Annotated in this window: 10 protein-coding genes; 7 read left to right on the plus strand and 3 right to left on the minus strand. The window is 53.7% G+C overall.

Going from position 1 to position 12,517, the window contains the following annotated elements:
* Genes ETR37_RS11495 through ETR37_RS11525 form a run of 7 tightly spaced genes read left to right on the plus strand, consistent with a single transcriptional unit; the run spans position 1 to position 7,652 of the window.
* Positions 1–1,449: a lipopolysaccharide biosynthesis protein gene (locus ETR37_RS11495; RefSeq protein ID WP_129447288.1), complete on the plus strand. Its 1,449-nt coding sequence runs from the start codon at positions 1–3 to the stop codon at positions 1,447–1,449.
* 32 nt (positions 1,450–1,481) lie between these two features.
* Positions 1,482–2,540 carry a non-hydrolyzing UDP-N-acetylglucosamine 2-epimerase gene (gene wecB / locus ETR37_RS11500; protein ID WP_129447289.1) on the plus strand — a complete coding sequence of 353 codons (1,059 nt, stop codon included), beginning with the start codon at positions 1,482–1,484 and terminating at the stop codon, positions 2,538–2,540.
* A gap of 12 nt (positions 2,541–2,552) precedes the next feature.
* Positions 2,553–3,941: an O-antigen polymerase gene (locus ETR37_RS11505; RefSeq protein ID WP_129447290.1), complete on the plus strand. Its 1,389-nt coding sequence runs from the start codon at positions 2,553–2,555 to the stop codon at positions 3,939–3,941.
* A complete protein-coding gene (locus ETR37_RS11510) occupies positions 3,942–5,057 on the plus strand; it encodes a glycosyltransferase (RefSeq protein WP_015375870.1) in 1,116 nt (371 codons plus the stop codon).
* Positions 5,054–6,133, plus strand: coding sequence for a glycosyltransferase (locus tag ETR37_RS11515; RefSeq protein ID WP_129447291.1), 1,080 nt, complete (start codon positions 5,054–5,056; stop codon positions 6,131–6,133). The genes ETR37_RS11510 and ETR37_RS11515 overlap by 4 nt, the downstream gene beginning before the upstream one ends.
* Positions 6,133–6,399: a hypothetical protein gene (locus ETR37_RS11520; RefSeq protein WP_015375868.1), complete on the plus strand. Its 267-nt coding sequence runs from the start codon at positions 6,133–6,135 to the stop codon at positions 6,397–6,399. Before ETR37_RS11515 ends, ETR37_RS11520 begins: the two co-directional genes overlap by 1 nt.
* Positions 6,396–7,652 carry a glycosyltransferase family 4 protein gene (locus ETR37_RS11525; protein ID WP_015375867.1) on the plus strand — a complete coding sequence of 419 codons (1,257 nt, stop codon included), beginning with the start codon at positions 6,396–6,398 and terminating at the stop codon, positions 7,650–7,652. Before ETR37_RS11520 ends, ETR37_RS11525 begins: the two co-directional genes overlap by 4 nt.
* Positions 7,653–7,758: 106 nt before the next feature.
* Here ETR37_RS11525 and ETR37_RS11530 read toward each other — a convergent pair whose 3' ends face one another.
* The 3 genes from ETR37_RS11530 to ETR37_RS11540 all read right to left on the minus strand — a co-directional run bounded on the left by ETR37_RS11530 (position 7,759) and on the right by ETR37_RS11540 (position 12,436).
* On the minus strand, positions 7,759–9,090 hold the full coding sequence (locus ETR37_RS11530) for a SpoIID/LytB domain-containing protein (RefSeq protein WP_015375866.1): 1,332 nt from the start codon (positions 9,088–9,090) through the stop codon (positions 7,759–7,761).
* Between the two features lie 3 nt (positions 9,091–9,093).
* Positions 9,094–9,771 (minus strand): SH3 domain-containing protein, encoded by a 678-nt coding sequence (locus ETR37_RS11535; RefSeq protein WP_013146448.1) that lies wholly within the window; start codon positions 9,769–9,771, stop codon positions 9,094–9,096.
* A gap of 217 nt (positions 9,772–9,988) precedes the next feature.
* Positions 9,989–12,436 carry an SH3 domain-containing protein gene (locus ETR37_RS11540; protein ID WP_013146447.1) on the minus strand — a complete coding sequence of 816 codons (2,448 nt, stop codon included), beginning with the start codon at positions 12,434–12,436 and terminating at the stop codon, positions 9,989–9,991.
* Between the last annotated feature and the right edge of the window lie 81 nt (positions 12,437–12,517).

The following is a 12,517-nucleotide window of genomic DNA, read 5'->3' on the forward strand; positions in this document are numbered from 1 at the left end:
TTGTTCTCGGCATTCAAGCGTTTAGGAGCGGACTCGCTCCTTTACGCGTTTATGAACGTCGGCACGAAGCTGATTGCCTTTTTGATGCTGCCGATTTATACAAGCTATTTGTCCAAGGCGCAGTACGGGGCGGTCTACTTGATCGACCAATGGACGTCGATGCTGACATTTCTCGTCATTTTCGGTACGGATTCGGCGCTCTCTTTTTACTATTACGACACGGACGACAAAGAGAAGCGCCTTTTGTATGTGCGCAACGTCATGTACTTCCGGCTGTTTGTCGTCGCCATCTTATTTTTGGCTGTCGTTTTGGCCGGTCCGTGGATCGCAGGCGCGCTGTTTCAAGAACCTCGCTATGTCGATTTGCTGTACATCAGTATCGCGACGTTGCTGCTCGATACGATTTTCGTCATGGCGACGACGGTGCTGCGGTTTGAATTTCAGACGAAAAAAGTCGTGATTTGGACGCTCGTGAAAATGCTGCTTGTCGCTGTGCTGTCGTATGCGGCGCTCCGGTGGTTCGCGGCGACGCCGGAAGGGCTGCTCATCGGCCGGCTCGTGAGCAGCGCGCTCGTGTTTTTGTTGATGCTGCATTTGACCGTAAAGTATATGGTGTGGCGCGTGCGCTTTGACGTGTTAAAGGAGCTGCTTGCCTACGCCGCCCCGCTCGTGCCGACTTCGCTCGCCTTTTGGGTGATCGCCAACGTCAGCACGTTTTTCATCCAACGGTTTGCGTCGTTGGAGGAAGTCGGGGTGTTTGGGGTTGCCTTGCGTCTCGCGACCGTGATCACGCTCATCACGAGCGGCGTGCAGATGGCGTGGCGTCCGTATTCGATGTCGATGAAAGACCGGCCGGAAAGCCGTGCGCTGTTTGCGAAAGTGTATATGGCGCTTTTGCTCATTGGAGCGTTTGGGTTGCTTTTGATCGCCACGGCGAGCCCGTGGCTTGTGGAAACCTTTTTCAAACCGGAATATCGCGATGCAGCGTCCTATATCCCGTTTTTATCGGCCGTCACGTTTTTGAACTTTTATTATCTGATTGTTTCCACCGGCTTGTTTTTGACAAAGGAAACCGGCTATATTTCACGGGTGTTCACGCTAGCGGCGCTTCTTCATCTTGCGTTGAACGCCGTTTTGGTGCCGCTTTGGCTCAGCTGGGGGGCGGTCGCGGCCAGCCTCATGACGTATATGGTCGCTGTGGCTTTCATTTTTCGCAAAAGCCAGCAAGTGTATCCTGTGCCAGTGTCATGGAAAAAGATGGCTTTGGTTTTGGTCGGCACATTGCTCGCCCTCATCGTCATCGTCTACGTTCAGCAGGCGCCGCTTGCTGACGGCTGGGTGCTCGCTGGTTGGGGCCTGTTTGCCGCCACACTCTTTGCCAGCCGGGTTGATCGTGATTTGCGCCGTCCGGTGCGCACGATCGAGGATGAAAATGCGCAAAATACTTGATAACCGCTCATCTGATCTAGGAGGTGTTTCGGATGAAAATCGCCACCGTGTTAGGCGCCAGACCGCAGTTTATCAAGGCTGCCCCCGTCTCGCGCGTCTTGCGAAAACAATATACCGAAGTGCTGATCCATACCGGGCAGCACTATGACCCGAATATGTCGGCCATTTTTTTTGAGGAGTTGAACATTCCGACGCCTGACTACTATCTTGGGGTGGGTTCAGGCAGCCATGGAAAGCAAACGGGCGAAATGCTGATGAAAATTGAAGAAATTGTCATGCAGGAAAAACCGGATTATGTGCTCGTCTATGGCGATACGAACTCGACGCTCGCGGGCGCTCTTGTCGCAGCGAAGCTCCATATTCCCGTCATCCACGTCGAAGCCGGACTGCGCAGCTTCAACAAGCAGATGCCGGAAGAAATCAACCGCATCATGACCGATCATGTCTCCGAGCTCTTATTTTGTCCAACGGAGACGGCCGTGGAAAATTTACGAAAAGAAAATATTACGCGAAACGTCTGGAATGTCGGCGACGTCATGTATGACGCCATTTTGTACAACAAGGAGCTCGCACAGCGCCAATCGACGATTTTGGCTGATTTGTCGCTGGCGGAACAATCCTACTACTTGATCACCATTCACCGAGCGGAAAATACCGATGACCCCGACAAATTGAAAGCCATTTTGGCTGCTTTTCGGGATATTGCCGGAACGAAAGTGTGGCCGATTCATCCCCGGACGCGGCATAAGCTTGAAGAGTACGGCTTGGACGCTTCGGCGATTCCAGGGCTTCGGCTGATCGATCCGGTCGGTTATTTGGACATGCTTCGGTTAGAGAGCGGCGCGAAAAAAATCATCACCGATTCAGGAGGCGTACAAAAGGAAGCGTATTTCCTTCGTGTGCCTTGCGTGACGGTGCGCGAACAAACCGAATGGGTGGAAACGCTCGAAGGCGGGGCGAACATCTTAACCGGTACGGACCGCGAGAAGATCGTCGCGGCGGTCCACAAGGAAGTCGCCCCTGTTTATGCGGACGTCTTTGGCGATGGGCATGCGGCGGAGAAAATCGTGGCGGCGATCGGACAGCGATAAGGGTGCGTCGGCATGTTGGACGTGTTGATTGGGTTGATTGTTCTTGTCGCCTCCACCTTGATGTTTCGCTATGCAGCGGGGACGCTTTCATGGACGGCGCCGAATCTCGTGTCGATTGTGTACTATTACTCGTTCCTTCTGTCAAGCTTCATCGGCGCGCTGCTGATCGCCTTGGGGATGGACGATTACTACATGATTCGCAAGCTGTTTCGGCCTGAGGAATACCGGCAGATTGGATTTGCTGTCGTATGCTTTGTCATGATCGTGTTCCCGCTGTCGATGGTGGTCGTTTCAAGGCTGTGCGGATTTGAAGCGAGGCAGGAGTTTCGCGCCTATTTGCAAAAGCCGCTTTCTCCGTTGGCTGGAGCGACGGGCAGCCAAGTGTTTTATGCGTTTTTGGCGCTGTCGCTGCTCAGTTTTGCCGCCATTGCGTATATGATTTGGAAAACGCCGACGATTCCGGTGTTTGCGCTCTTGACAGGGACGGATGAGAGCTTGGCTGCGTTGCGCATTGAGGCGTCGCGCCATTTTGCCGGAAACGTGCTCGTTCGCAATATTTTTGCCATTACGCTCACGCCGCTTTTGTCGTTTATCGCTTATTTGTTTGCCGAGCTGACGCACGAGTGGCGGTGGAAGCTGCTGTTTATCTGTCTGTTTGTCGGGGCGGTGTTCGTCAATGTGTATGATTTGGCCAAATCGCCGATTTTCTTTTACGTGATGATGTTTTTGCTGATTCGCATCTACATTGGAAAAACAAGGCTGTCGGCGGCGAAATTGGCGTTGTATGGGGGAGTGGGGGCGGCGGTGCTCGTCGGCATGTACATCGTCATTCAAGGGGTGCAAGATGTTGCGACCTTTTTGTCTTACAACAAAGGCCCGATCGGCCGCATGATTTTGGCGCAAATCGCGCCGACGTTTCTTCATTTGAATTTGTTCGGCGAAGCGCTGCCATTTCTTTATGGAAAAAGCTTGCCCTCGATTTTAACAGGGTTGTTTGACGTCGAGAATGTCCGCTCCGCCCGCCTCGTGATGGCGCACGTGTTCCCAGAGCGGATTGAAGACGGGACAGGGGGAGTGTTGAACACCCTTTTTGTCGCTGAGGCGTATGCCAATTTCGGTTATGTGGGGATCGTCATCGGCACGCTGTATGTCGGTGTCGTGACGCAGCTGTTGTACATTGGGTTTCTACGGCTGCCAAAAAATCCTTTGTTTTTAAGTTTGTTCGTTTATTTTTCCATTAACATCCCCCGCACGCTCGTCGGTGGGTTCACCGATTTTTTGTTCAATCCGACCTGGGTGCTGCTCGTGGCGTTGTTTGGCGGAATGGCGTTGTGGCTGCGGGTGCAGGGGGATTTACGGGCATGGTTTGCAACGAAAAGGCGAATCACTGATGAGGGATGAATGATGAAAACCGTATTGATTTATTACCCGTTTTCACTCGCCGCGGAACGAAACAGCGGGTCAAAGCTGCGGCCGTATGAAATGCATCAAGCGTTTTTGCGCTGGGGAGCGAAAGAGGGAGTGGACGTTCTTCTGATCGCCGGCACGTCAGCCGAGCGGGAGAAGCAATTTCAAGAGCTCCGCAGCCAAGGCAAGCTCGATGATGTCTGGTTTTGCTATATGGAAAACCAGACGATTCCGCTTTGGCTCACGGACCCAGGACACCGGCCGCAACGTCCGTTCGTCGACCGAGACGTTCTCCGCTACTTGAAAGCCCGCAATGTTCCGATCGGCGTCTTTTACCGCGACGTCTATTGGAAGTTTCCTGATTTGTATCCGCTCCGCGGTTGGAAAAAAACGGCCATGCAAATGATGTACCGTTGGGAAGAACGGTTTTACGAGCGGTACTGCGATGTCATCTTTTTGCCGAGCCTCGAAATGGGAACATACGTCGCGATCCGCCGCCCGATGGTCGATTTGCCGCCGGGTGGGAAGCAAAAGCCGTTTCAGCGGTTCGGGACGGCGAAACAGCCGCTGAATGCCATTTATGTTGGCGGCATCAACAATGCCGACTATGGGCTTTTGCTCCTGCTTGAGGCGATTCGCTTGGCCAACCGCCGCAAGCCGCTTGTTTCGCTCACCGTCGTCTGCCGAAAAGACGAGTACGAGCGGCAGCCGCTTGCGGTGAAAGAAGAGCTTGCCGCCTTGCAAGTGCGCGTCGAGCACGTCAGCGGCGAAGCGCTCGACCGTTTGTATGCGGAGATGGATTTCGCCTTCATCCCGCGGCGGCGGAGCGAGTATAATGATTTTTCCGTTCCCGTCAAGCTGGTTGACTATCTGTCGAGCGGCCTGCCGATTGTCGCCACCGCTTGCTCAGCGCAAAAGCGGTTGATTGAAGCGGATGGGTACGGCGTCATTTGCGACGACAACCCGTCGTCGATGGCAGAAGCGATCGCCAAGATGGCCGACATGCTCGAGGAGTGCCGCTTGCGCATTGCGCAGACGTTTATGGCGAAACATTCGTGGGAAGCGAGAGTGGAAAAGGTGAAAGAAACGTTGGTGGGGGGCCTCCGATGAAAGTCGCCTTATTGGCTCCAAGCAAATCGATCCATACGCATAAGTGGGCCCGCTTTTACCAAACGCAAGGCATTGATGTGAAAGTCGTGACGTTTAAAGACCATTACGGGCCGGAGCAAGCGAAAGAAGTCGAGACAGTCGTGCTGCCGAAATGGCTGCCGGGGAAGTTGTCGTATTTTTCCACTGTCTTTTCATTAAAGCGGCTGCTCGCTTCGTTTCAACCAGATATTTTGCACGCCCATTATGCCTCCAGCTACGGGTTGATCGGGGCGCTTGCTTCGTATCATCCGTTTTACGTCTCCGTCTGGGGGCGCGACGTGTATCAGTTTCCGAATGCCAATCGTTGGAACCGATGGATGCTTGAATATACATTGCAGCGAGCGGATGTCATTTGTTCGACAAGCCATGTGATGGCGAAAGAAACCGGAAAGTATACGGACAAACCGATCGAAGTGACGCCGTTTGGTGTTGATGTCGCCCGCTTCAAACCGTTGCCGAAACAGCCGAAACGGACCGTGACGATCGGCACGGTGAAAGCTCTTTCCGACAAGTACGGGATCGCCGATTTGATTCGGGCGTTTGCCATTGTGCACGAGCGGCATCCGCAAACGGAGCTGTTGATCGTCGGCGACGGGCCGCAGCGGAGCGAATACGAGGAGCTGTGCGCCCGCCTCGGCATCCAATCCGTGACGACGTTTGCCGGCAAAGTTCCGAACGAACAAGTGCCGCTGTATATCAATCAAATGGATATTTTCGCCGTGCCTTCGACTGAAGACAGCGAAAGTTTTGGCGTTGCCGCCGTCGAGGCGATGGCGTGCGGCGTTCCCGTTGTCGTCTCCAACGTCGGCGGGCTGCCGGAAGTCGTTCGTGAGGGAACAACGGGGTTGATCGTGCCGAAAAACAGTCCGGAAAAGCTGGCGGAGGCGTTCGAACGGCTGCTGCTTGATGAGAGGCTGCGGCAACGAATGGGGGAAAACGGCGTCAACCATGTCCATGAACATTACGATTGGACGGAAAATGCGATGCGCATGATCCGATTGTATGAACAAACGTTGAAAGGCGGTGGAGGGAGTTGATGAGGAACAAAGCCGTCATGTCAGCCGCCGCGGTTGGTGCTCGTTTGTTGCCGAAAGCGGAGGCTAAGTCGCGAAGCCGGCGGCTTTCCGTTGGCAAGCTCATGATGACCGTCGGTTCGCGGCAACGATTATCCATCCAAGGACAGCGGGACGATGCCAGGGGGGCGTTTCCCCTTTTCCACGCCTCGTTTGCGCTCGCCTCTTGGCGCTCGAAATGGAACGTTCGTTTGCGATTTTTTGGGAAAGTGGTGTGGAGCGGGCCATGAGGATCATGTACCTATGCCAACACTTCCCGCCGGAAACAGGCGCACCGCAAATTCGTGTGTATGAGGTGAGCAAAGAGCTGATCAAACGGGGGCATCAAGTGGAAGTGCTCACGGCGTTCCCGCATCATCCGCACGGCGTCATCCCCAAGCCATACCGCGGCCTGTTTTATTTGTTCGAACAATGGGACGGCATTCCCGTTCATCGGACATGGATTTATCCGTCGCCAAAGGGGAGCTTTTGGAAACGGCTCGCTTCGTATTTTTCGTTTACGTTCAGCTCGTTTTATTCGCTGCTTGTGAAAGCGAAGCCGACGGATGTGATCATTTGCAATTCCCCGCCGTTGTTTTTAGGGATCACCGGGTACGTGGGTGCGAAGTTGAAACGGGCGAAGTTTGTTTTCAACGTCGCCGACATTTGGCCGGAATCGGCCGTTGAGCTCGGCATTTTGAAAAATCGGCTGTTCATTCGAATGGCGAGATGGCTCGAGCTGTTTTTATACCGGAAGGCGTGGAAAATCGCCGCCGCGACGGAAGGCATTCGCGATTATATGATTGAGCAAGGGAAAGCGCCCGAGGATGTCTTTTTATTGCCGAACGGCGTCAACACGGATGTGTTTCGCCCGTTGCCGAAAAACAAGAAGCTGCTCGCGGAATTAGGGCTCGAAGGAAAAGTGGTGTTTACGTACGCCGGAACGATGGGATACGCCCAAGGGCTCGATTCGGTGCTGCGGGCGGCGGCCATCGTCAAAGCGAAAGATGAACGGGCGCATTTCCTGTTTGTCGGCGACGGCCAAGAGCGGGAAAAGCTGATGGCGTTAAAAGAAGAGCTTGGCCTTGACAATGTGACGTTTTACGGATCCGTTCCGGTTGAGAAGATGCCGGAGATTTTCTCCATCACCGATTACAGCATCGTTTCGCTGCGCAACATCGACTTGTTTAAAGGAGCAAGGCCGTCGAAAATTTTCCCGGCGATCGCCACCGGAACCCCGGTGCTGTATTGCGGCGAAGGGGAGAGCGCAGAGATTTTAGAAACATACCATTGCGGAAAAATCGCTCCTCCAGAAAATCCCGAACAGATCGCCGCGGCGGTTCTCGAGCTGCTTTGCCTTCCGAGAGAGGAATACGAAAAGATGGCGGAAAATGGGCGCAAGTTGGCGGTGGAGCAATACTCATGGATTCGCATTGTCGACGATTTGCTTCACGCCCTTGGCGATGAAACAAAACGTGAATCCGTCAGATGGACAGAAAAATAGAAAAAGAAGAAAGGGCGTTCCGCTCACAAAGAAGGACGCCCTTTTTTGTTCCCGCGTGATGCCGAGGTGGAGAGCAAAATCCCGTATGACATCATGGACTCTGTCGCTAGAACGAGACTTCAGCACCGGGGAAGTAGTGTTCTAAAATTTGCTCCGCCGTCCATCCGCGCTCGGCGAATGCTTTTGCTCCGTATTGGCTCATGCCGACCCGGTGCCCCCAGCCTTTTCCCGTGACGGTGATCGAGCTGACCCCTGACGGCGAGGCGGAAAGCGGCATGATGCCATCCGTTGTTTGTACTTTGATTCCTTCGACGCCGGCGAGCGAAACCGTTCCGTTCTCTGTTTGGACAGAATAAGATGACAAGGAAGAGGCGGCGATGCTGCCGTTCGTCGTTTGAATCGACACGGATGGACCGCTTTTTTGCACTTGAATGTCGAACCAGTTGGACGGCAAGATGCCGTAAAATTGATTGCCGTCTAGCGGGAACAGTTTGCGGATGGTCGTTTCATTGCCTTTCACCGTTTTTTCGCCGGCCGAGGTTTCAATCGTGACGGCCCCCACTTCCCCGTTCGCGCCGGTTTTGGTGATCGAGACGTCGTATAAAACAACCGATGGATCGGTGAGCCCGAACGAACGCAGCAGCACAGACGGGGAGAAGGTGAACGACCAACGGCTGTACGGCGATGATTCATACGGGTCATCGACGCTCGCCAAATATGGGTAGGCGGTTTGCGACGAGTTCCAGACGTCGCTTACGTTGGCGGTTCTGCCGCCGCTTGTCGAGTGGTAATACGTTTCAATGACACTGCCATTATATTTAAGATACAATCCTCTTGTCGCATCCACTGCCTCGTTCGATCGGGGAGATTCTCCATCATATCCTTTATACGTCTGTGTGTTTGGATTGGTCGTCAAACTTGTTTTATGTTTATAGGCATAGTTTCGGGCTGCAATGGCTTGCGCCTTCAGCGCCTCAAGCGGCCAAGAGGCAGGCATCTCGCTCGGCACGACTCCTTTTAAATAATCTTCCATATCTAAAATATTGACAGCATACAAGGCGCTGTTTTGCAGGCGAATGTCGACGCTTCCCCGATACCGCGTTTGGTTCACCTTGACAAGGGACAACGGCGCCGCGCCGATTGTTTCTTGAATAGTAAATCCGGTGCTTGAAAAATCCGTCTTTCCATTGTACGTGACAAACACGGTCGAAGAGGAAGACCGAAATGTCAGATTTGTCCCGCTTGGCAACGGGGTGATCGTCAACGTCTCTTTATTGACGATTTGATAGTTTCCTTCGACGGCGGCTGTCACCGATGCTCCTTTATATAAAAGGACTTGCACGGGATTGTTGTACGTTTTCACCCCAGCGGCGTTCGAGGCGGAAGGAGAGGTGATGAGCCAAAACAGGACGACGGCCAACCACGCTAGTTTTTTCACCGTCTACTTCACCTCACCAAATTCAGCGGCCATCCAACCCCGCCGCCCGTCAGACAGCTGCACGTTGTACCATTTCTCTCCTTTGCTGTTGGTAAACGGCTGGATATAGACCATCTCTGTCCCTTTTGGAACGGTCGCAATAATCGGATAAGAAGTCGTCGCTCCTTTTCGAATATTGACCGCGGCCGTGGCGATGACGTGCTTGGTGCTGTCGCTGCTGACAGCGGATGTCGAGACATCGCCTGAATGGATCCATCCTTTCAGCGATGAAGATAGGACGACGTTGTACCAAAGTCCTTGGGAAGTAAGGTGCGCCCCGACGACTTGCAGTGAAGCCCCTGCCTGTTTATAAGTGATGACGCGGTAGCTCGTTGACGCTCCGCTGCGGACGGCCGCATTGTTTTTCGCTACATAGACGACAGAAGGCAAAGAAGGCGAAGCGGGTTTGCTGGCAAGTTGTTGTTGAAGTTGTTGAATTTGTTGTTGCTGGGCGGCCAGTTGTGCTTTCAGGTTGGCAATGTCGTTTTTCATCGGGTTGAGCTGGGAAGTCACCCAGTCGACGCTCGCTAACACGACTTCTTCCGATGCTTTCATCGCCGATGGCGTAAACAAGAGGGCGCCTGCCGTCATTCCGACCGCCAGGCTGGCAGCAACGGCCCATTTGGCTTTTCGTTTCATCATGTTCATCTCCCCCGTTTTTGGATATGGAAAGAAAGGAGAATAATAGCTTTCCTAAAAGGCCGGTGAAAAACAACGGATTCGCTCGGTTCATGAGGAATCGCAAGGAATGAAAACGCGATGCTGCCATGTTTCTCAGTTTGACGAACTCCGTCGTAAAGCTTTGCAATCCGTTGCATTACCGGCCTTCTCATGCTATTATTCTCCGAACGCGAACAAACTAGAATTGGCTGAAATACTCTTCCAGTCCTTCGCGAATGCCGACGGCCGCTTTTTGGCGGAACGCTTTCGTTTTGAGCAGCGCCTCTTCATTTGGATTGGAGATGAAGGCGAGCTCAACGAGAATGCTCGGCAGCTCGTTTTTCCGGTTGACGTAAAAGTCTTGCGTTTTATGGCCGCGGTCATATGTTCCGAGCTGTTGGACAAGATGTTTTTGCACGATGGCGGCCAACTGCTCGCTTTTTGGCCCATTGAAGTTGCTCGATACGTTGTAGTACGTTGTCGTTCCGCGAGATGTCCGCGAGTACGAGTCGGCGTGAATGCTGATAAAGGCGTCGTAGTCGGAACTGTTGGCGATCCATGTCCGTTCCGACAGCTCCAAAAAGATGTCGGTGCTTCGCGTCAATTTCACGATCGCTCCGGCCCGCTCCAATTCTTCTTTTAGCAATAAGGCGGTGTCCAGCGTAATATCTTTTTCCCGCGTGCCGCCAGGGCCGATCGCCCCGGTGTCGTGCGCCCCGTGCCCTGCGTCAATAATGATTTTTTTGCCCTTGAGTCCGGTCTCGAGAATTTTCAGCGCCAATCGGTCGCTGTAATGGCGAAGGGTGAACGTGTACCCCGGTTCAAAGGTGATGAGCAGGCTGCTGCCCGTCCACTCCACCGTTTGGATGCCTGGAATGTCGGTCGACGGGACTTCAGCGTAGGAAAACGAGCCGGTGATTTTCAGGCGATTGCCCGGCAACAACGAATAGGAGACGCGGAAATTAGACGTTTTTTTCCACGTCAAATAGGCATTGTCGTTGATGGTCGAAAACGTCGGTTCCACGAGACTATTTAAGGCGACGGTAGAGGTGCTCGATTCTTCCACCCATCCGCGGACGCCATTGGATGTTTCGACATTCAGCCATCCATGATATTCGTAAAGGACAGCAAGCCGCTCATTCGCTGCCAGCGTCTTCAACGATTGATAGTTTGAAGAGGCGCCTCGGCGCAGCGGAGTGCCCGCCTGTTTGACGTATACGTAGGATGGGGCGTTGACTTCAAACGCCGGCATCCATCCCGTTTTCCCCGATGCAGAGGTGACTTGCACCCAGTCGAACGGAGATGCTTCTGTCGTCTTCAAAACCGTGACCGTTCGGTTTTTCGCAATCCGCTCGATGACGGCGGCGCTCAACGAAGGTTCGGCAAACAGCGCCGCATTAGCGGTTGTCACCTGCTTTTGCTTCCCCTGGCTGGCTGGTGGGGAAAGGTAGGATTTGGTTACGACCGTCTCGTGCACCCAGCCGAGCGTTTTTCCATTGAGGGACACTTTGTACCAAAGCGCTCCCGACGCATCTTTGGCGCTTGACAGGCTGTTCAGTTTGGTTCCTTTTTTCAGTTGGGTGACGACTTTTGCTTTTAAAGATGGAGCTTGCCGCACATTGGCGACCGACACGCTGACCGTCAGCGGCTGGCCTGAGATGCTGGACGTATCCGAGACACCGCTTGGAACCGAAATGGTTGATGACATCGTCAACACTTTTTCCGACACCCATCCCCGGACATGTCCGAGATCAACGCGGTACCAAAGTTCCTGACCATTTGTGACGAACAAATCGATCACTTTGACAGATTGACCGCGTGACACTGTGGCGACGGCGCGGTAATGGACGCTCGCCCCGCGGCGAACCGGGGAGGACTGCACAACGTTCATGAATGTCGGCAAAAGTGTCGGAAGCTGTTTGGGTATGTAGATCTGTTCCGTTTTCACCCATCCTTTGACTCCCGCCCACTCCACACGCACATACTGTTCCCCGAGCGAATTGGTGAACTCGGCCATGATGGAGACGACATCGCCGTTAGACAGTGTTTTTACGACCGGATAGTAAGGGGATGCCCCCTTGCGCATCGCGATGTCGTTGGCGGCGATGACCGCACGCTTTCCGACGAGCATGGAAGGTGGTTGGTTGGAAAAGCTGTCCGCACGCGCCCAGCCGGTGACGCCTCCGTACTCGATGCGGTACCACGTTTCACCATAGGCGTTTTGAAACTCGTCTATGACGTTCACTTGTTGGCCAGCGGGAATCGAACCAACGGCCCGATATGAATCGGTTGCCCCTCTTTTCAGCAACGAGTCTTGCTTGGCGAACATCACGTTAGGGAAGGCGGAAGAGACATGCGCTTCAGAAAAGTCGTCTGCCCGCGCCCAGCCCGTGATGCCCTTGTATTCGATGCGATACCACGTTTCGCCAGCAGCGTTTTGGAACTTGTCGATGACCTTTACTTGTTGGCCAGCGGAAATGGATTCGACGATTTGATAGGAATCCGTCGCTCCTCTCCTCAGCAAAGCGTTATGCTCAGCGACCATGAGTGTCGGTGAGGATGAGGACGGACTTCCATCGGCGGCCAAGGCGGCCGACGGCCACAGCGGGCAAGTCGCCAACAAGACGGAAAGAAGCGTCTTTTTCAAGGACTCGATCCCATACCCGTCACGTTAGCGGTATAAAATTTTTAAGACGATACTCGTGTTCATCCCCGCAGTGACTGCTGT

Origin of the sequence: Geobacillus sp. PK12, assembly GCF_004123125.1 — a bacterium.
Taxonomy (GTDB): domain Bacteria; phylum Bacillota; class Bacilli; order Bacillales; family Anoxybacillaceae; genus Geobacillus; species Geobacillus zalihae.

Coding starts and splice junctions, on each gene's coding strand:
- ETR37_RS11515 (WP_129447291.1), top strand. CDS start 5,054: ATGAAAGTCGCCTTATTGGCTCCAAGCAAATCGATCCATACGCATAAG.
- ETR37_RS11510 (WP_015375870.1), top strand. CDS start 3,942: ATGATGAAAACCGTATTGATTTATTACCCGTTTTCACTCGCCGCGGAA.
- ETR37_RS11535 (WP_013146448.1), bottom strand. CDS start 9,771: ATGATGAAACGAAAAGCCAAATGGGCCGTTGCTGCCAGCCTGGCGGTC.
- ETR37_RS11505 (WP_129447290.1), top strand. CDS start 2,553: ATGTTGGACGTGTTGATTGGGTTGATTGTTCTTGTCGCCTCCACCTTG.
- ETR37_RS11525 (WP_015375867.1), top strand. CDS start 6,396: ATGAGGATCATGTACCTATGCCAACACTTCCCGCCGGAAACAGGCGCA.
- ETR37_RS11520 (WP_015375868.1), top strand. CDS start 6,133: ATGAGGAACAAAGCCGTCATGTCAGCCGCCGCGGTTGGTGCTCGTTTG.
- wecB (WP_129447289.1), top strand. CDS start 1,482: ATGAAAATCGCCACCGTGTTAGGCGCCAGACCGCAGTTTATCAAGGCT.